18 protein-coding genes are annotated in these 17,564 nt (G+C 65.5%); 9 read left to right on the plus strand and 9 right to left on the minus strand.

Translation table 11 applies throughout. The annotated features are described in order from the left end of the window. Positions 1–23: 23 nt before the first annotated feature. Both grpE and hrcA read right to left on the minus strand, forming a co-directional pair. The gene (gene grpE, locus HEQ22_RS03900; protein ID WP_432769891.1) at positions 24–587 is read right to left on the minus strand and encodes a nucleotide exchange factor GrpE; all 564 of its coding nucleotides are present in this window, start codon (positions 585–587) and stop codon (positions 24–26) included. Positions 588–591: 4 nt separating this feature from the next. Then, complete coding sequence (gene hrcA / locus HEQ22_RS03905) at positions 592–1,635, minus strand: heat-inducible transcriptional repressor HrcA (protein ID WP_432769892.1); 1,044 nt, start codon at positions 1,633–1,635, stop codon at positions 592–594. 225 nt (positions 1,636–1,860) lie between these two features. On the opposite strand from hrcA, the gene HEQ22_RS03910 reads away from it, so the two are divergent. The 5 genes from HEQ22_RS03910 to HEQ22_RS03930 all read left to right on the plus strand — a co-directional run bounded on the left by HEQ22_RS03910 (position 1,861) and on the right by HEQ22_RS03930 (position 6,536). Next, positions 1,861–2,661 (plus strand): dienelactone hydrolase family protein, encoded by an 801-nt coding sequence (locus HEQ22_RS03910; RefSeq protein WP_432769893.1) that lies wholly within the window; start codon positions 1,861–1,863, stop codon positions 2,659–2,661. A gap of 48 nt (positions 2,662–2,709) precedes the next feature. Beyond that, on the plus strand, positions 2,710–3,426 hold the full coding sequence (rph, locus tag HEQ22_RS03915; RefSeq protein WP_432769894.1) for a ribonuclease PH: 717 nt from the start codon (positions 2,710–2,712) through the stop codon (positions 3,424–3,426). A gap of 224 nt (positions 3,427–3,650) precedes the next feature. Next, the gene (gene rdgB, locus HEQ22_RS03920) at positions 3,651–4,277 is read left to right on the plus strand and encodes an RdgB/HAM1 family non-canonical purine NTP pyrophosphatase (protein WP_432769895.1); all 627 of its coding nucleotides are present in this window, start codon (positions 3,651–3,653) and stop codon (positions 4,275–4,277) included. 113 nt (positions 4,278–4,390) lie between these two features. Continuing rightward, on the plus strand, positions 4,391–5,536 hold the full coding sequence (gene hemW / locus HEQ22_RS03925) for a radical SAM family heme chaperone HemW (protein ID WP_432769896.1): 1,146 nt from the start codon (positions 4,391–4,393) through the stop codon (positions 5,534–5,536). A 109-nt stretch (positions 5,537–5,645) separates the two neighbouring features. Beyond that, a complete protein-coding gene (locus HEQ22_RS03930) occupies positions 5,646–6,536 on the plus strand; it encodes a tyrosine recombinase XerC (protein ID WP_432769897.1) in 891 nt (296 codons plus the stop codon). A gap of 109 nt (positions 6,537–6,645) precedes the next feature. On the opposite strand, the gene HEQ22_RS03935 is transcribed toward HEQ22_RS03930, so the two are convergent. From HEQ22_RS03935 to rsmI, 4 genes are read right to left on the minus strand one after another with little or no spacing between them, the layout of a single operon-like run. Further along, on the minus strand, positions 6,646–7,257 hold the full coding sequence (locus tag HEQ22_RS03935) for a DedA family protein (RefSeq protein ID WP_432769898.1): 612 nt from the start codon (positions 7,255–7,257) through the stop codon (positions 6,646–6,648). 24 nt (positions 7,258–7,281) lie between these two features. Beyond that, positions 7,282–8,232: a glutathione synthase gene (gene gshB / locus HEQ22_RS03940; protein ID WP_432769899.1), complete on the minus strand. Its 951-nt coding sequence runs from the start codon at positions 8,230–8,232 to the stop codon at positions 7,282–7,284. Positions 8,233–8,242: 10 nt separating this feature from the next. Beyond that, positions 8,243–8,593: a YraN family protein gene (locus HEQ22_RS03945; protein WP_432769900.1), complete on the minus strand. Its 351-nt coding sequence runs from the start codon at positions 8,591–8,593 to the stop codon at positions 8,243–8,245. Continuing rightward, positions 8,590–9,450, minus strand: a complete 861-nt coding sequence (gene rsmI / locus HEQ22_RS03950) for a 16S rRNA (cytidine(1402)-2'-O)-methyltransferase (protein WP_432769901.1) — start codon at positions 9,448–9,450, stop codon at positions 8,590–8,592. The genes HEQ22_RS03945 and rsmI overlap by 4 nt, the downstream gene beginning before the upstream one ends. A gap of 61 nt (positions 9,451–9,511) precedes the next feature. Here rsmI and HEQ22_RS03955 point away from each other — a divergent pair, with 61 nt between their 5' ends. Together HEQ22_RS03955 and infC are read left to right on the plus strand one after the other, a co-directional pair. After that, positions 9,512–10,648 carry a penicillin-binding protein activator gene (locus HEQ22_RS03955; RefSeq protein ID WP_432770936.1) on the plus strand — a complete coding sequence of 379 codons (1,137 nt, stop codon included), beginning with the start codon at positions 9,512–9,514 and terminating at the stop codon, positions 10,646–10,648. A gap of 174 nt (positions 10,649–10,822) precedes the next feature. Further along, positions 10,823–11,344: a translation initiation factor IF-3 gene (gene infC, locus HEQ22_RS03960; protein ID WP_432769902.1), complete on the plus strand. Its 522-nt coding sequence runs from the start codon at positions 10,823–10,825 to the stop codon at positions 11,342–11,344. 10 nt (positions 11,345–11,354) lie between these two features. Here the strand turns inward: infC and HEQ22_RS03965 are convergent, their stop codons facing one another. Then, positions 11,355–12,053 (minus strand): NRDE family protein, encoded by a 699-nt coding sequence (locus tag HEQ22_RS03965; RefSeq protein WP_432769903.1) that lies wholly within the window; start codon positions 12,051–12,053, stop codon positions 11,355–11,357. A 141-nt stretch (positions 12,054–12,194) separates the two neighbouring features. Here HEQ22_RS03965 and HEQ22_RS03970 point away from each other — a divergent pair, with 141 nt between their 5' ends. Further along, positions 12,195–12,635 (plus strand): hypothetical protein, encoded by a 441-nt coding sequence (locus HEQ22_RS03970; RefSeq protein WP_432769904.1) that lies wholly within the window; start codon positions 12,195–12,197, stop codon positions 12,633–12,635. Between the two features lie 34 nt (positions 12,636–12,669). Here HEQ22_RS03970 and HEQ22_RS03975 read toward each other — a convergent pair whose 3' ends face one another. Next, complete coding sequence (locus HEQ22_RS03975) at positions 12,670–14,178, minus strand: S10 family peptidase (RefSeq protein ID WP_432769905.1); 1,509 nt, start codon at positions 14,176–14,178, stop codon at positions 12,670–12,672. Between the two features lie 142 nt (positions 14,179–14,320). On the opposite strand from HEQ22_RS03975, the gene HEQ22_RS03980 reads away from it, so the two are divergent. Next, positions 14,321–15,313: a DUF4238 domain-containing protein gene (locus HEQ22_RS03980; RefSeq protein ID WP_432769906.1), complete on the plus strand. Its 993-nt coding sequence runs from the start codon at positions 14,321–14,323 to the stop codon at positions 15,311–15,313. On the opposite strand, the gene uvrB is transcribed toward HEQ22_RS03980, so the two are convergent. Continuing rightward, positions 15,310–17,496: an excinuclease ABC subunit UvrB gene (uvrB, locus tag HEQ22_RS03985; protein WP_432769907.1), complete on the minus strand. Its 2,187-nt coding sequence runs from the start codon at positions 17,494–17,496 to the stop codon at positions 15,310–15,312. The genes HEQ22_RS03980 and uvrB overlap by 4 nt on opposite strands. Positions 17,497–17,564 lie beyond the last annotated feature (68 nt).

Raw genomic sequence — 17,564 nt, forward strand, 5'->3', positions numbered from 1 at the left:
CGTAAAGGGAGGGGAGGATGTGGCTACTCCGCCGCTTTCGCCACCGCGACCATCGCGGGGCGCAGCAGCCGGTCTTTCATCATATAGCCCGCCTGCATTTCCTGCACGATCGTGCCGGGGTCCTTGTCGCTGGGGATTTCGAGCATCGCCTGGTGCTGGTTGGGGTCGAGCGGCAGGCCGACCGAGGCGATGCGGGTGATGCCGTGGCGTTCGAACACGCTCATCAGCTCGCGCTCGGTCGCTTCCAGTCCGGTGACCAGCGGCTTGATCGCCTCGTCGGCGCGCTGTTCGTCGCTGAGCGCGGCGAGCGCGCGGCCGAGATTGTCGGCGATCGACAAAATATCGCGCGCGAACTTGGTCGCGGCATAGGCGTGCGCGTCGGCGACTTCCTTTTCGGCGCGGCGGCGGACGTTCTGGGTTTCGGCGCGGGCGTAGAGCAGGTCCTGCTGCACCGCGGCGACCTGTTCGGCGAGCCGCGCGGCTTCGTCGTTCGCGCCCTCGGGCGCTTCGGTCGCGTCGGCCTCGGCGGCCGCGTTTTCGGGGGTCGGCGCGTCGTCGACGGGCGTGTCATTGTCAGTGTTCGTCATAAACCTATCGTATCAGTCTGGAGAGCGATTGGGCGGTGAAATCCACCATGGGAACGATGCGGGCATAGTTCAAGCGCGTCGGGCCGATTACCCCGACGACGCCGACGACGCGGCCGTCCGAACCCCGGTAGGGCGCGGCGATAACCGAGGATCCCGACAGCGAGAAGAGCTTATTCTCCGACCCGATGAAAATGCGCGTCGCGCTGCCCTCGCGCGCGCTGTCGAGCAGCTGCGCGATGTCCTGCTTGGTTTCGAGTTCGTCGAGCAACTGCCGCACCCGGTCGAGGTCGCCGACCGCATTGTCGTCGAGCAGGTTCGCCTGGCCGCGCACGATCATTACCGGGCGGTCGGCGCCGTCGGACGACCACAGCGCCAGCCCGCGCGAGACCAGGTCCTGCGCGGCGCGGTCGATCGCGATCCGTTCGGCCTCGATCTCGCGGCGCACCCGTGCCATCGCCTCGGTCAGCGTCAGCCCGCCGAGCATGGCGGAGATATAATTGCCCGCCTCGACCAGCGCCGAGGGGTTCAGCCCCGGGGGCAAGTCGATGACGCGGTTTTCGACCGCACCGTCGGCGGCGACGAGCACGACGAGCGACTGGCTGGCCGACAGCGGCACGAAGGCGACCTGTTTCAGCACCCGCTCATGCTTGGGGACCAGGACCAGCCCGGCGCAAGCCGACAGCCCCGACAGCGCCGACGTCGCCTGCGCCAGCGCGCTTTCGATCGGCCCGGCGTCGGCGAGCGAAGCCTCGATCTGGGCGCGATCTTCGGCGCTGGGCTGCGCCACCTGCATCATCCCGTCGACGAACAGGCGCAGCCCCTGCTCGGTCGGCATCCGCCCGGCGCTGGTGTGCGGGCTCGACAGCAGCCCGAACTCCTCCAGATCCTGCATCACATTGCGGATCGACGCCGGCGACAGGTTGAGCGTCGCGAGTTTCGACAGGGTGCGCGACCCGACCGGCTGGCCGGTTTCCAGATAGGCGTCGACGACCAGCCGGAACACGTCGCGGGCGCGCAGGGTCAACTCGGTGATCGGCGGGGTGGTCATGGGGAGGATTTAGGGATGCGTAGGGGCTGGGGCAAGCGTATGATCCTCCCTGTGGCGCAGCCATGGGGAGGGGGACCGCTCGCGAAGCGAGGGGTGGAGGGGCGGCAACGGCAGCGCCAAAGCCCCTCCGTCAGCGCTTCGCGCTGCCACCTCCCCATGGCTTCGCCACAGGGAGGATTGCGTTACGCCGGATCGCCGCTAGCCTCTCCGCCTGGGGAGAAGATCATGACCGCACGCCCGCTCGACCAGGACGACCCGCTCGACGATTTCGACCATCGCGATATCGCGCTGCTCGGCCGCAAGCACCGCGTCTATACGATGGGCCGCGGCCCGGCGGTGATCGTGATGACCGAGATGCCGGGGATCAGCCCGCATGTCGCGCGCTTCGCGCGCTGGGTCGCGGATGCCGGGTTCACCGTCTATATGCCGCATATCTTCGGGAAGGACGGCGCGGTGCCGCGGGCGCCGCGGATGCTGTTCACGATGATCGGCGGCTGCATCAGCCGCCAGTTCCGCGCCTTTCAAGCCAACGAAAGCTCGCCCGCGACGCAGTGGCTGCGCGCGCTCGCGGCGTTCGCGCACCTGGAATGCGGCGGGCCGGGCGTCGGCGCGATCGGCATGTGCTTCACCGGCAATTTCGCGCTGTCGATGATGCTCGAGCCATCCGTGCTCGCGCCGGTGCTGGCGCAGCCCTCGCTGCCGCTCAACAATCCCGCCGGCATGCATATCGCGCCCGACGAACTGGCGGCGGTGAAGGCGCGGATGGACGCCGAAGACCTGACCGTCCTCGCCTACCGCTTCGCGGGCGACAAATATTGCAAGGCCGCGCGCTTTGCGGCGTATGAAGATGCGCTCGGCGACCGCTTCATCGGTCGCGTGCTGCCCGACAGCGCCGCCAACCCCGACAGCCCGATGAAAAACCCGCATAGCGTGGTGACGATCCACCTGATCGACGAAGCGGGCCAGCCGACGGTCCAGGCGCGCAATGAAATCCTCGAATTTTTCAGGATGCGCTTGAGCGCGTGACGGCGGCGGCCTATGCGCCACGGCCATCACCCATCGAAAGGATCATTCATGCGCCCTTCCGGCCGCGCCCCCGACCAGATGCGCTCCATCGCCATCGAAACCGGCTTCACCATCCATGCCGAGGGCAGCGTCCTCGTCGGCTTCGGCAACACCAAGGTGCTGGTCACCGCCAGCGTCGATGAAAAGGTGCCGGGCTGGATGCGCGGCAAGGGCGCGGGGTGGGTCACCGCCGAATATGGCATGCTGCCCCGCGCGACGCACACCCGCGGCAATCGCGAAGCGGCGCGCGGCAAGCAGTCGGGACGCACGCAGGAAATTCAGCGCCTTATCGGGCGCAGCTTGCGCGCCGTCGTCGATATGAAGAAGCTCGGCGAGCGCCAGATCGTCATCGACTGCGACGTGCTGCAGGCCGACGGCGGCACCCGAACCGCGTCGATCTCGGGGGCATGGGTCGCGATGCGCCTCGCCGTCGACAAGCTGCTGGCGGCGAAACTGATTGCCGAAGACCCGATCGGCGACAAGGTCGGCGCGATTTCGTGCGGCATTTATAACGGCACCCCGGTGCTCGACCTCGATTATGACGAGGATTCGGTGGCGGAGGCCGACGGCAATTTCGTGCTCACCGGGCGCGGCCAGATCGTCGAAGTGCAGGCGAGCGCCGAGGGCGCGACCTATGACGAGGAAGGCCTGCTGCGGCTGCTGCGCCTGGCACGCATCGGCTGCACCGAGATTTTCGCGGCGCAGGACAAGGCGACGGGGCGATAGGTCGGGATTGATTCGTTTCACGCGAAGACGCGAAGACGCGAAGACGCGAAGAAGAAGGTCCGGGCCGACAGGCCCCATCCGCCTTTTAACGGCGCGGCATGATGCAATGTTGAAAGAAGAAAGCCGCTTCGCGGCCAACGCAACATCTTCGCGCCTTCGCGTCTTCGCGTGGAACTGTTTAAGGCCCACATTGGCGGCCAAGATTGACGGATGATCGACGTACCATGAACCACCGCAAACTGACCCCCGGCAAGCTCGTCATCGCCAGCCACAATGCGGGCAAAGTGCGCGAGATTCGGGCGCTGCTCTTGCCCTTCGGGATCGAGCCGGTGTCGGCGGGCGACCTCGGCCTGCCCGAGCCCGAGGAGACGGGTACGACGTTCCGCGAGAACGCGCTCTTGAAAGCGCATGCGAGCGCGTCGGCGGCGGGACTGCCCGCACTGGCCGACGACAGCGGGCTGGAAGTCGCCGCGCTCGGCGGCCGGCCGGGCGTGTATACCGCCGACTGGGCCGAACGGCAGTGGTTCGAAGGCGAAGAGGGCCGTGACTGGTATCTGGCGATGGGCAAGGTCGAAGGGTTGCTGACCGAGCAGGGGCCGGGCGTCGACCGCAGTGCCTGCTTCGTCTGCACCCTCGCACTCGCGTGGCCCGATGGCCATGCCGAGCTGTTCGAGGGCCGTGCGCAAGGCAGCCTGACCTGGCCGCCGCGTGGGCTTCTCGGTTTCGGTTACGATCCAGTGTTCGTTCCGGCTGGTAACAACCTGACTTATGCCGAAATAGATCCGGCCGAGAAGCATGCGATCAGCCACCGCGCCGATGCGTTTGCCAAGCTGGTCGCGGGGGTTTTTTGACCTCTGTAACTTCGTCACCCCGGACTTGATCCGGGGTCGCCATCGACCTTGGGGAAAGTCCGCGAGCGATTCCGGCTTTCGCCGGAATGACGAAAGGGGCTAGGGCGCCCCGCATGGCCGAACCGCTCGCCCTTTATGTCCATTGGCCGTTTTGCGTGTCGAAATGCCCGTATTGCGATTTCAACAGCCATGTTCGCGAGAGCGTCGATCAGACGGTTTGGCAGGGTGCGCTGCTTGACGATCTGCGGCATGAAGCGGCGCTGCTGCCGGATCGCCGTGTCGGCTCGATCTTCTTCGGCGGCGGCACGCCCAGCCTGATGCCGCCTGCCACCGTCGCGGCGGTGATTGCAGCGGTGGAAGCCGAATGGGGGCTGGCTGACGATTGCGAGATCACGCTGGAGGCCAACCCGAATTCGGTCGAGGTCGCCAATTTCGCCGACCTTGCCGCGGCCGGGGTCAACCGCGTGTCGATCGGCGTTCAGAGCTTCGATCCGCAAGTGCTTGAATTTCTTGGTCGCGCCCACAGCGGCGATGAAGCGCGCCGCGCGATTGCGACCGCACAGGAGCATTTCGCACGGGTCAGTTTCGACCTCATCTATGCCCGCCCCGGTCAGACGATGGCGGCGTGGGAAACCGAACTGGCGGGCGCGCTCGCCTTCGGGACCGATCATCTCTCGCTGTACCAACTCACCATCGAGCCCGGCACGCGCTTCGCGACGCTGGCGGCGAAAGGCGACCTCACCATCCCCGATGGCGATGCCGCCGCCGACCTGTTCGACGCGACGCAGGCGATGACGCGCGCCGCGGGGCTGCCGCGCTACGAGGTGTCGAACCACGCGCGCGTCGGGCAGGAAAGCCGCCACAATCTCGCCTATTGGCGCTACGCCGATTACGCCGGGGTCGGTCCCGGCGCGCATGGGCGGCGGCTGGGACAGGCGACCGAGCGGCACAAGAAGCCCGAGAATTTCATCGCGGCGGTCGCGCGCAACGGCCATGGGCTCAAGGTCGAAAGCGACCTGCCGCCGCACGAGCGCGCGACCGAGGCGATGCTGATGGGGCTACGGCTGACCGAAGGAATCGATCTGGCGCGGATCGAGGCGCGCAGCGGGCTGGCGCGCGCGGCGTTCGTCGATGCGGATGCGGTGGCGCGGCTGGCGCGGCAGGGGCTGATGCGGGTGGAGGGCGACCGGCTGGCGGTGACCGATGACGGTATTCTCTTGCTCGACAGCATCCTTTCCGAGGTGGTTCTTACGGGCTAAACCCCACCAGACCCGTTGGTGTCGAGCGAAGTCGAGACACCCCTCGACCTTGCGCTGCGCCGATGGGCATCTCGACTTCGCTCGATGCGAGCGGGAATGGGGACATGATTTGGCGCAAGATCTGATCCGCGACTGGGATGCCCATCTGGCGCACGAGAAGCGCCGGTCGGAACACACCCGCCGTGCGTACATCGCGACCGCCGAACGATTCTGCGCCTTTCTGTCCGAACACCGCGGCGGCGCCGTCGATGCGCCGATGCTGGCGAAGCTGACCCCGAACGACCTGCGCGCCTATCTGGCGACGCGCCGCGCCGACGGTCTGGGCAATGCGTCGGCGGCGCGCGAGCTGTCGGCGCTCCGCGGCTTCCTGCGCTTCGTCGGCGGGTCGGGCGCGCATGTGCCGCAACTGCGCGGGCCGCGGGTCAAAAAGGGGCTGCCGCGCCCCGTCGCGCCCGCCGAAGCGCTCGCGCTGGCGCAGGATGTCGAGGACAATGCGCGGCAGGGCTGGACCGGCACGCGCGATTTCGCGCTGCTGCTGCTGCTCTATGGCGCGGGTTTGCGCATCGGCGAGGCGCTGTCGCTGACCGGCGCGGTGTTGCCGCTCGGCGAGACGCTGCGGGTGACGGGCAAGCGCGGCAAGACGCGCGTCGTGCCGATCCTGCCCGCGGTCGCGGCGGCGGTGTCGCGCTATGTCGAGGCCTGTCCGTATCCGATAGCCAAGGCCGGCCCGCTGTTCCTCGGCGCGCGCGGCGGACCGCTGGCGCCCGGCGTGATCCGCGCCAGCGTGCGCACGGCGCGGCGCGCGCTCGGCCTGCCCGAACGCACGACGCCGCACGCGCTGCGCCACAGTTTCGCGACGCATCTGCTCGCGGGCGGCGCCGATCTACGCAGTTTGCAGGAGCTGCTCGGCCACGCCAGCCTCGCCTCGACGCAGGTGTACACCGCGGTCGATGCGGCGCATCTGCTCGACATTTACCGCAGCGCGCATCCGCGGGCTTAGAGGGGCTCTTCTCTTTCCGTTCGTCTCGAGCGAAGTCGAGAGACGTTGCGTTTTTGGGTGCCTTCGCGTTTCTCGACTTCGCTCGACACGAACGGGGTCAGGGGCCGTTCTATTTCTCGCTGAGGTTCGTCGGCTTCCACGTGATCACCCGGTACAGATACAGCAATACCAGCGACCCGATCGCGACCAGCGCTACCGGCCCGACGAACGCATCGAGGTTGGCGAATTTGCCGCCGAACCAGTTTCCGGCGCCGGCCAGCGCGGTGATCCAGATCGTCGATCCGGCGGCGGTCCAGAGCAGGAATTTCGCCTGGTTCATCTTCACCATCCCGGCGGGCAGCGACACCATCGTCCGCGCGACGGGCATGAAGCGCGCCACAAAAACAATGCCGGGGCCATGTTTCAGGAACCAGCCGTGCAGCCGTTCGACCTCTGCCCAGTCGAGCGTCAGCCAGCGGCCGTGGCGGTCGATAAAGGGTTTGAGCCGCTGATAACCGATCCAACGGCCGATGCCGTACCACACCCAATTGCCCGCCGTTGTTCCCGCCACCGCGACGGCGACGAGGGTCCAGAAATCGAAATGACCCTTGGATACCGCGATCCCGCCGAGCCCCATGATCACCTCGGACGGAATCGGCGGGAACACATTTTCGAGGAACATCAGCACGAATATGCCGAGATAGCCCCAGCTCTGGATCAGGTTCAGGATGAATGCGGTCATGGCAGGGGTAACGCGCGGATCGCGTCAGCCGATCCGGCGCTTTATCGCGTCCCAGATCATTCCTGCCGTATCGCTGTCGTTGAACCGGTCGATCGCGACGATGCCGGTCGGCGAGGTGACGTTGATTTCGGTCAGCCATTCGCCGCCGATCACGTCGATGCCGACGAACAGCAGCCCGCGCTCTTTCAGCGCGGGGCCGAGTGCGGCGCAGATTTCCTGCTCGCGCGGCGTCAGCCCGGATTTTTCGGCAAAACCGCCGACCGCCAGGTTCGACCGGAACTCGCCGGCGCCGGGCTTCCGGTTGATCGCGCCGGCGACCTCGCCGTCGATCAGCACGATGCGCTTGTCGCCCTCGCTGACGCTGGGCAGGAATTGCTGGACCATGAAGGGTTCGGGCCACACCTGCCCGAACAGCTCGACCAGCGCCCCCAGGTTCGCACCGTCGGCGTCGATACGGAACACCGCCTTGCCGCCATTGCCGTGGAGCGGCTTGATCACGACCGCGCCGTGGCGCGCCTGGAAATCCTTCACCGCGTCGAGGTCGCGCGTCACCATCGTCGGCGGCATATATTCGGGGTAATCGAGCACGAACACCTTCTCGGGCGCGTTGCGGACCGACACAGGGTCGTTGACCACCAGGGTCTCGCCCGCGATCCGCTCGAGCAGCCAGGTGCCGGTGAGGTAGCCGAGGTCGAAGGGCGGGTCCTGCCGCATCAGCACGACATCGACGTCGCGGCCCAGGTCGAGGGTGATTTCGTCGCCGAACCGGTAATGCGCCCCCGCTTCGCGCTTCGCTGCGAGCAGCGGGTGCGCCTTCGTGGTCAGCCGCCCGGCCTCCCACGTCAGCCCGCGCACGTCGTAATGATAGAGGGCATAACCGCGGTCGAGCGCCTTCAGGATCAGGTGAAAGCTGCTGTCGCCGGCGATATTGATGCCGTCCATCGGGTCCATTTGCACGGCGGCGCGCAGGGTCATCACATATTCCTCAGGGTTGCCAGACGTGGACCAGATGGCGAGGCAATCGCTTCGGCGCAAGGAGCATCACGTCGATCCGTATGTCGTCGTGCGGCCGGGCGAAGCGCGGGACGAGCATTTCGGCCGCCGCGGCGACGCGGCGCAGACGATAGTGATCGATCGCGAGGTCGAGGTCTTCGGCCCGGTCGCGCCACTTTACCTCGATGAAGGCGAGGGTGCGGCCGCGCCGCGCGACCAGATCGACCTCGCCCGCCGCGACGCGCAGCCGCTCGCCTAATATCCGCCAGCCGTGCAGGCGCAGCCACCAGGCGGCGCGGCGCTCGGCCTTGCGCCCGCGCGCCTCGGCGGCGGCGCGCTTCAATCCTGGTCCTTGAGCGTCAGGGCACGGGCGTAAATCGCGTGGCGGTCGAGGCCGAAGCGCTTGGCCACCGCTTTCGCCGCCTGCGCGACGGGTTTGTCGGCCATCGCGTCGCGCAGCGCGGTGTCGAGCGTCGCGTCGTCGGCCTGCTCGGGTGCGGCTTCGCCCGGCGGGCCGACGACGACGACGATCTCGCCCTTCGGCGGCGCGTCGGCGTAGCGCGCGGCGAGTCCGGTCAGCGTGCCGGTGACGCATTCCTCGAACATCTTGCTGATCTCGCGCGCGACGGCGGCGTCGCGGTCGCCGAGGCCGGCGGCCATCGCCGCCAGCGCCGAGGCGAGCCGCGGCCCGCTTTCGTAGAAGATCAGCGTCGCGCGCAGCCCGGCGAATTCGGCAAGCGTATCGGCGCGCGCCTTGGCTTTCGATGGCAGGAAGCCCGCAAACAGGAAGCGGTCGCTGGGCAGCCCCGACAGGGTGACCGCCGCGATCGCGGCGCACGGGCCGGGCAGGGTGGTAACGTGGCGCCCGGCGGCGCGTGAATCGCGCACCAGCTTGTAACCGGGGTCCGAAATCAGCGGGGTGCCGGCGTCCGACACCAGAACGACAATTTCATCGGCCATGCGGGCGACCAGCGTCGCGCGTGTCCGTTCGTCGCTGTGATCGTGATAGGGGACCATCGGCACCCGCAGACTCAGGTGCGCGAGCAGCTTCGCTGTCACCCGCGTATCCTCCGCCGCGATCACGTCGGCGCGTGCCAGCGTCGCCGCACCGCGCGCGCTGATGTCGCCGAGGTTGCCGATGGGGGTCGCGACGATATAGAGTCCGGGCAAGGGAGAATTTGTGATGATCGAATCCGGCATGACGCCGAAAATGGCAGAAACTGCCAGCCAGCGCCAAAACAATGCGTCGCCGCGGCGACAAATGCTGCGCGGCCTCGCGACGATGGCGATGGTCGGGGTGCTCGGCGCGTGCCAGGTCGTGCCGAAATCGAGCGGCCCCGTCGCGCCGCCGCCGCCCGAGGCGCCGCCCGAAACCGTCGGTCCCGGCCTGCCGACCGACACCGATCGCCACCGCGTCGCGCTGCTCGTCCCGCAGACCGGCGCCAACGCCGACGTCGGTGCCGCGATCGCCAATGCGACGACGATGGCCCTGCTCGATTCGCGCACCGAACGCGTCCGCATCACCACCTACGACACCGCGCTCGGCGCCGCCGCCGCGGCGCGGCAAGCGGTGGCGGACGGCAACAAGCTGATCCTCGGCCCGCTGCTCAGCGAGGATGTCGCCGCGGTCGCGCCGGTAGCGCGCGGCGCCAAAGTCCCGGTCATCAGCTTTTCGAACGACACCGGCGTCGCCGGCAATGGCGTCTTCATCATGGGCTATGTCCCCGGCCAGTCGGTCGAGCGCGTCGTCGCCTTTGCCCGCGGCAAGGGGCATCAGCGCTTCGGCGCGCTCGTCCCCAAGAATGTCTATGGCGACCGCTCGGCCGCGGCGTTTCGCAGCGCGGTGAGCAAGGCCGGCGGCACGCTGGTCGCGGTCGAAAGCTATGACCGCAGCGCCGCGGCGCTCACCGGTGCAGCGCGCCGCATCGCCAACGCCGGAGCGATCGACGCGGTGCTGATCGCCGATTCGGGCGGCAATGCGGTGCGCGCGGTGCCGCTGATCAAGGGCGCCGGCAGCGCGCAGATCTTGGGCACCGAGCTGTGGAACACCGACGCGTCGCTCGGCAGCAATCCGGCGATGCGCGGGTCGTGGTTCGCCAGCGTGTCGGACGGGCTGTATGGCCAGCTGGCGAGCAAATATCGCACCCGCTTTGGCCGCACGCCCTATCGGCTGGCCAGCCTCGGTTATGATTCGGTGCTGCTGACGGTGCGGATCGCGCGCGACTGGAAACCCGGCACCAACTTCCCGGTGAACCGGCTGCTCGCTGCCGACGGCTTTGGCGGTATCGACGGCATCTTCCGCTTCAACGACCGCGGCATCGCGATCCGGGCGCTGGAAGTCAGCGAAGTCGGCGCCGGCGGTTTCCGCGTCGTCGACCCCGCGCCGACCAAATGGTAAGCGCTCGAAGCGTGGCATAGGCGCCACAGTCGGACGAAAACCGCGCAGCGCAGCCTTTACGCCGCGCCAGCGTTCACTATATGGACAGGGCGTGCGAATATCGCACCGATTCCGCGCGCCACCCGTCAACGACCAGGAGATACAGCTATACCACCGCCCACGACTCGCCGCCCGATGGACCGAATGCCGCCCAAGAATGGCCCGCGATACAATGAATTCATCGCTTCCCCCAAGGTCCGCGTGATCGATGAGGAAGGCGAAAATCTGGGCGTAATGCTGACCGCCGAAGCGATCGAGCAGGCCGCATCGGTCGGGCTGGACCTGGTCGAAGTGTCCCCCAACGCCGATCCGCCGGTGTGCAAATTCCTCGACGTGGGCAAGTATAAATACGAAGCCCAGAAAAAGGCGAACCTGGCACGCAAGAGCCAGAAGACGCAGGAAATCAAAGAGATCAAGATGCGTCCGAATATCGACGATCATGATTTCGATGTGAAGATGCGCAAGGTGTTCGATTTCCTCGGTGAAGGCGACAAGGTCAAGATGACCATGCGTTTCCGCGGCCGCGAGATGAGCCACACCCAGCTTGGCCTCAACGTGCTGCAGCGCGTCGCCGAACTGACGTCGGAAATCGCCAAGGTCGAGGCGCATCCGCGCACCGAAGGCCGCCAGATGCTGATGGTCATCGCGCCGAAATAGCGCGTCCGGCTTAGCCGATCCGAAATTTCAGGGCGGTCGTTCCAGCGGGACGGCCGCCCGCTTCGTATCGGCGCTCGATGATTTGCCCGCTGCCGTCCGCCGCCACCGCGACCAGCGTTGACGCGCGCGTGCCATAGACGTCGCCGCGCAGGAACAGCGCCGGATCCCCCTCGGCAGTCAGCGTGTCGAGCAAGCCTTCGGGGTCGGCGCGCGCATCGATCACCGCCGACAGTGCCGCGCGCAGGCGCTCGGCGCGCGGGCAGGGGCTGTCGATCGGCTCGTTGGCGAGCGCATGGACTCCGGCGCCCAGCGTCAAGATTTGGGATTGCGGGCGATTGGTCAGCAACCGCGCTTTGCCATCGCCCATCGCAAACAGATTGAACGCGTTGAAACGGTCGAGATCACCCTCTGCCGGATCGGCGAAGCATCCGGTGCCGCGCAGCAGATCGACCACCAACGCGCCGCGCGATTCCTTCGCCGGATCGGGGAGGGCGCCGCGCACATTCGTCACGACAACGATCCGCCCGCTCGCCGGATGCGTGCCCAGCCAGGTGCCGCCCGCCTGCAGGTCACGCCCGGCGAAAATACCGCTGCCGTCGTTCCAGGCGTGCAGCGCCGCGCTCGGTCGCTCGTGAAATTCGTCGCGGTTGCCGATCAGGATCAGCGGCCAGTCGGGGTGGACTTGCCAGGCGAGGGCGACGACGCACATGCGCGTCGCTATCGCGATTTGCCGCGCGCTTGCCAACCCCCGGCGTTCACCGGAAGCGACTGTATTGCGAACATAAACCACTGCATTGCTGGCGGCGGTGAAAAATGATAGCTTCGCCCGGTCCTTCTGGAGGGGGAAGTTATGATGACGCAAGCTGTCCGGACGCCGTGGCACCTGTGGGTGGTCGGGGGCGTAGCCTTACTGATCAACGCGTTTCCGGTCGCCGACTTCACATTGACTAACATGCAGAATGAATTCTGGCTCTCGCCGTTGACCGCGGCGCAGCGCAGCTTCATCCTCGGCGCGCCGCTATGGGCCGATATTTGTTGGGCGGTCGGCGGCTTCGGCGCCTTTATCGGGTCGCTCCTGTTGCTTATGCGGTCCCGCCACGCCGTGACTGCCTTTATTTTCTCGATCATCGGGCTCGCCGGATCGACGCTGTATCAGCATGTCCTGCAAGGCGAGACCACCCGAGAGCTGTTCCAGAATGTCGCGCTGTATGTGACGCTCACCATATGGGTGATCATCCTCGCCCTGCTCATTTACGCTCGCGTGATGGGGGCGAAAGGCGTTCTTCGCTGACCAGAAAGGGGCGCGTGCGGGCGCCCCTCGTTCCTCACCGCGCCCGGATGAACGCGCGCACGTCCTCGGACAGCTGGCGGCGATCCTCGTCGCGGATATACATCATGTGGCCCGCGCCATAATAGGTATAGCTGATGCGGTCCTGCGGGATGCCGGTGCGCGACAGCGCATATTCGGCGGCAAAGAACGGCGTCGCGAAATCATAATAGCCTTGCGCGACGAGCACCCGCAGCCCCGAATTTTCGCGCAGCGCCTGGCCGATATACGGCGCGACGTTCAGATACGCGTTGGTGTCGCGGTCGCCCAGCCGCCAGTCCCACTGGCCACCGATGCGCCCGATCGACTGATATTCGCGGTCCGTCTTGAACCCCAGCCCGTCGCGGCTCCAGCTGTTGATCGCGGCGGTGTAGCTCGCGTCGATGCCATAGAAGCTGGGGTCGTTGTCGGGGCTTTCGCCGGCGCTGTCATAATCCTTGCCGGTGTATCGGCTGTCGAGGCGGCCGACGGTCAGGCCGCGGTCGCGGAGCAGCTCCTTGTAGAAGCGGCTGGGCGTCACGCGCAGGTCGGCGCTGTCGAGATAGGTTTCGGACAGGCCGGTGAAGCGCGCCAGCTCGCGGCGGATCGCCGCGCGTTCCTCGCCCTGCAATTTCTGGCCCTTCAGCAGCGCGGTCGCATACGGCCCGATCGCCCATTGCCGCGCTTCCTCGGCAAAGGCTTCGGGCGACGCGCCGGTCGCCTTGCCATGGTAGAGCGCGGTGACCGCCATCGAGGGCAGGTTGGTGATCGGCGACAGTTCGTTGCCCGGCGTGTCGGCGCCGGCCGCGAAATCGAGCACGGTCGAAATCAGGATGATGCCGTTCAGCGCGACGTCGTTGTAGGTCTCGTTCATCAGTTGGTGGGCGACCGCGGCCGAGCGCGTCGTGCCATAGCTTTCGCCGCCGAGATATTTGGGGCTGTTCCAGCGGCCATTGTCGTTCAGCCAGCGGCGGATGACCTCGGCCACCAGTTTGGCGTCCTGGGTGACGCCGTAATAATCCTTGGGGTCGGCCTTGCCGATCAGGTGCGAGAAACCGGTGCCGGGCGGATCGATGAACACGACGTCGGTGACGTCCATCAAGGCGTCGGGATTGTCGACGATCGGATAGGGCGGCGCGCCGTCGTCGACCCCGGTACCAGGGATCGCAACGCGCTTCGGCCCGAACGCCCCCATCATCAACCACACGGTGCCCGATCCCGGACCGCCGTTGAACAGGAAGGTCACCGGGCGGCCGGGATCGCGCGGTTCCTTGACGTAGGAGGTGGTGACAACCGCAACTTCGGGCACGCCATCCTTGTTCTTGATAATCGTCTCACCGATCGTCGCGGCGTAATTGATCCGCTGTCCGCCGAAGGTGCCGGAGAGTTTGGTGGTGCGGATCTGGGGGATGATGTCGTCGGCGGGCTTTTCGGCCTTCGCCTTGTCGGTGGGTGCTTCCTGGGCATGGAGGGCGGCAGGCGCGGCAACGGCAAGCGCAAGGGCGATCAGCGACGGACCCGATTTCATTGGATATTCTCCCCGGTTAGGGGGCGGACGCTAAGCCGCGCGCGAGGAGGGGGCAAGGGTGTCGGTCGGGTCCGGTGGAGCTTTGGTCGAAGTCGAACGCATTGACGATTTGTCGGCCGTGCCATTCGGCTATAGATGAAGAATGGAAGCCAGGCCCAACGAACCAAAGCGCCATCACTTTGTCCCCGAGACTTATCTCGAAGGCTTTTGCGACGGCGGCGGATATCTTTGGGTGGGGCGCAAAGATGATCCTCAGAACTCACTTCGGCTTAGGCCAAAAAATGTAGCGCTTAGAGGATATTATTATTCCCAGATCAGGGACGATGGCACTCGCGATAATAGGATCGAAGGGTATTTGAGCAGGATCGAGGGGGACTGGTTTAATCTCCGGGCGAAAATGACCGATTGGAAAAAGCTCACGCCAGAGGATTGTGGAAAACTCTGGAACTACTTGGCAATGCAACGGGTGCGCGTACCCGCTGCACGAGATGCGGCGGAAGCGCTTTTAGCCCACAAGGGCATGCTGGAGTTCTATAAACTGGATGAGGCGGGAGAACTGGCGCCGTATCCGGAAGGAGTGCCAGACATTGTACAAATGACAAGAATGTCGATCAATCCGCAAGCATCGATCGAGGCCATGGGAGAAATGCTCAGGGGCTTCAAGGCACTAATTGGCCGGATCGGATTTCAGATAATCCACAACGAGACCAAGCAGATTTTTCTGACCAGTGACAATCCCGTAGCGATATTCGACCCGAACATTCCAATCAAAAAAATGAAGCCATATGTGCTGAGTCGGCGAGGTGGAGAAATTGAACTGGTCTTTCCTGTCGATTCAAAAACACTCCTCTGGGGGCATTCTAAGTTTCACTCATGGCACGCAGCCAAGGGGCCGCGGCATATTCGTCTTAAGGACATTACTCAGATCCGGCGGTTTAATCGCATCGCCGCCAAATTCGCGTATGAAATCGTGGTGGCTCGTGATGGAAGCCATTCGCAGCTGCTACGAACTTATGCGGACGCTTCCCCTGTCTTGGGCAATGTAATTGGCTGGACGGGCGGTGAGCCTCCCGAAGATATGCCAACGATGATGTTCGGTCCGCGTCTTAAAAAGCCGAAATGGAAAGCTAGCTAGCGCCCCCACTTCGTCTTGCTTGACTTCCCAAACCGCCCCTTGCGCGTCCCCGGCTTCCCCTCGTTGGAGCGCCCGACGCGCGGCGCGACCTGCTCGCCCGCGGGCAGCCCCAGCTCATCCGCCTCCAGCTTGCGGATTTCGTCGCGCAATCGCCCGGCTTCCTCGAACTCGAGGTTCGCCGCCGCATCGCGCATCTTCTTTTCGAGGTCCTGGATATAGGCGCGCAGATTGTGCCCCACCATATGCGCGGGCTTGTCGTCGCCGATGTCAATCGTCACCTGATCCTTCGACGCGACATGCGCGATGATGTCGCCGATGTTGCGCTTGATCGTCGTCGGGGTGATGCCGTGCTTGACGTTATATTCGGTCTGCTTTTCGCGGCGGCGATCGGTTTCGCGCATCGCGCGTTCCATGCTGCCGGTGATGCGGTCGGCGTAGAGGATGACGCGGCCGTCGACGTTGCGCGCGGCGCGGCCGATCGTCTGGACGAGGCTGGTTTCGCTGCGCAGAAACCCCTCCTTGTCGGCGTCGAGGATCGCGACCAGCCCGCATTCGGGAATGTCGAGCCCTTCGCGCAGCAGGTTGATGCCGATCAGCACGTCGAACACCCCGAGCCGCAGGTCGCGGATAATCTCGATGCGCTCCAGCGTCTCGACGTCGCTGTGCATGTAGCGGACCTTCAACCCCGCTTCGTGGAGGAATTCGGTGAGATCCTCGGCCATCCGCTTGGTCAGGGTCGTCACCAGCGTGCGATACCCCGCGGCGGCGGTCTTCTTCGCCTCGACGATCAGGTCGTCGACCTGTTCCTCGACCGGCTTGATCTCGACCGGCGGGTCGATCAGCCCGGTGGGGCGGATCACCTGTTCGGCGAAGACGCCCTGGGTACGGTCCATCTCCCAGGTGCCCGGCGTCGCCGACACGCTGACCGTCTGGGGGCGCATCATGTCCCATTCGGCAAAGCGCAGCGGCCGGTTGTCGATGCAGCTCGGCAGGCGGAAGCCATATTCGGCGAGCGTGATCTTGCGGCGGTGATCGCCCTTTGACATCGCGCCGATCTGCGGGATCGTCTGGTGGCTTTCGTCGACGAAGAGCAGCGCATTGTCGGGCAGATATTCGAACAACGTCGGCGGCGGCTCGCCGGGCAGACGGCCGGTGAGGAAGCGGCTGTAATTCTCGATCCCCGCGCAGCTGCCCGTCGCGGCGATCATTTCGAGGTCGAAATTGGTGCGCTGCTCCAGCCGCTGTGCTTCGAGCAGCCGGCCTTCGGCTTCGAGTTCCTTCAGCCGTTCGGTCAGCTCATGCTTGATCGCCTCGCTCGCCTGCTTGAGCGTCGGGCCGGGGGTCACATAGTGCGAGTTGGCATAGACGCGGACATGGTTGAGGTTGGCGATCTTCTTGCCGGTCAGCGGATCGAACTCGGTGATCTCCTCGATCTCGTCGCCGAAAAAGCTGATCCGCCACGCCATGTCCTCATAGTGCGAGGGGAAGATTTCGAGATTGTCGCCGCGGACGCGGAAATTGCCGCGCGCGAACGCCTGGTCGTTGCGCTTGTACTGGAGCGCGACGAGCTTGCGGATGATCTCGCGATTGTCGGCAACCTGGCCCTTCTTGAGGTCGAAGATCATCGCCGAATAGGTCTCGACCGAGCCGATGCCATAGAGGCACGACACCGAGGCGACGATGATCACGTCGTCGCGTTCGAGCAGCGCGCGCGTTGCCGAATGGCGCATACGGTCGATCGCCTCGTTCACGCTCGACTCTTTTTCGATGTAGGTGTCGCTGCGGGGCACATAGGCCTCGGGCTGGTAATAGTCGTAATAGCTGACGAAATATTCGACCGCATTGTTCGGAAAGAAGCTCTTGAACTCGCCGTATAATTGCGCCGCGAGGATCTTGTTCGGGGCGAGGATCAGCGCCGGGCGCTGCAATTCGTCGATGACCTTCGCCATGGTGAAGGTCTTGCCCGATCCGGTGACGCCGAGCAGCACCTGGTCGCGCTCGCCGCCCAGCGCGGTGGACACCAGTTCCCTGATCGCGGTCGGCTGGTCACCTGCGGGCTCATATTCGCTAACCAGTTCAAATCGCTTGCCGCCCTCGACCTTGTCGGGGCGCGCAGGGCGATGCGGGACATAGCCTTCGGCAGTTTCGATTTCATCGAGCGAGGTGCGAATCTGGATTGCCATCGCCGCCAATATGGTATCGATGGGGCCAGTCCACAATTGCCGTGAACGACAGAAAACACACGCCAGCA

It is taken from the genome of Sphingopyxis sp., from assembly GCF_050916055.1.
In the GTDB taxonomy this organism is placed as follows: domain Bacteria; phylum Pseudomonadota; class Alphaproteobacteria; order Sphingomonadales; family Sphingomonadaceae; genus Sphingopyxis.

Bases quoted from the DNA above. Each gene is read 5' to 3' on its own strand.
- rsmI (WP_432769901.1), bottom strand. From the start codon at position 9,450: ATGCCGGATTCGATCATCACAAATTCTCCCTTGCCCGGACTCTATATC.
- HEQ22_RS03975 (WP_432769905.1), bottom strand. From the start codon at position 14,178: ATGAAATCGGGTCCGTCGCTGATCGCCCTTGCGCTTGCCGTTGCCGCG.
- rph (WP_432769894.1), top strand. From the start codon at position 2,710: ATGCGCCCTTCCGGCCGCGCCCCCGACCAGATGCGCTCCATCGCCATC.
- HEQ22_RS03955 (WP_432770936.1), top strand. From the start codon at position 9,512: ATGCTGCGCGGCCTCGCGACGATGGCGATGGTCGGGGTGCTCGGCGCG.
- grpE (WP_432769891.1), bottom strand. From the start codon at position 587: ATGACGAACACTGACAATGACACGCCCGTCGACGACGCGCCGACCCCC.
- HEQ22_RS03980 (WP_432769906.1), top strand. From the start codon at position 14,321: ATGGAAGCCAGGCCCAACGAACCAAAGCGCCATCACTTTGTCCCCGAG.
- HEQ22_RS03935 (WP_432769898.1), bottom strand. From the start codon at position 7,257: ATGACCGCATTCATCCTGAACCTGATCCAGAGCTGGGGCTATCTCGGC.
- HEQ22_RS03910 (WP_432769893.1), top strand. From the start codon at position 1,861: ATGACCGCACGCCCGCTCGACCAGGACGACCCGCTCGACGATTTCGAC.
- HEQ22_RS03965 (WP_432769903.1), bottom strand. From the start codon at position 12,053: ATGTGCGTCGTCGCCCTCGCCTGGCAAGTCCACCCCGACTGGCCGCTG.
- HEQ22_RS03970 (WP_432769904.1), top strand. From the start codon at position 12,195: ATGATGACGCAAGCTGTCCGGACGCCGTGGCACCTGTGGGTGGTCGGG.
- rdgB (WP_432769895.1), top strand. From the start codon at position 3,651: ATGAACCACCGCAAACTGACCCCCGGCAAGCTCGTCATCGCCAGCCAC.
- infC (WP_432769902.1), top strand. From the start codon at position 10,823: ATGGACCGAATGCCGCCCAAGAATGGCCCGCGATACAATGAATTCATC.
- hrcA (WP_432769892.1), bottom strand. From the start codon at position 1,635: ATGACCACCCCGCCGATCACCGAGTTGACCCTGCGCGCCCGCGACGTG.
- uvrB (WP_432769907.1), bottom strand. From the start codon at position 17,496: ATGGCAATCCAGATTCGCACCTCGCTCGATGAAATCGAAACTGCCGAA.
- gshB (WP_432769899.1), bottom strand. From the start codon at position 8,232: ATGACCCTGCGCGCCGCCGTGCAAATGGACCCGATGGACGGCATCAAT.
- hemW (WP_432769896.1), top strand. From the start codon at position 4,391: ATGGCCGAACCGCTCGCCCTTTATGTCCATTGGCCGTTTTGCGTGTCG.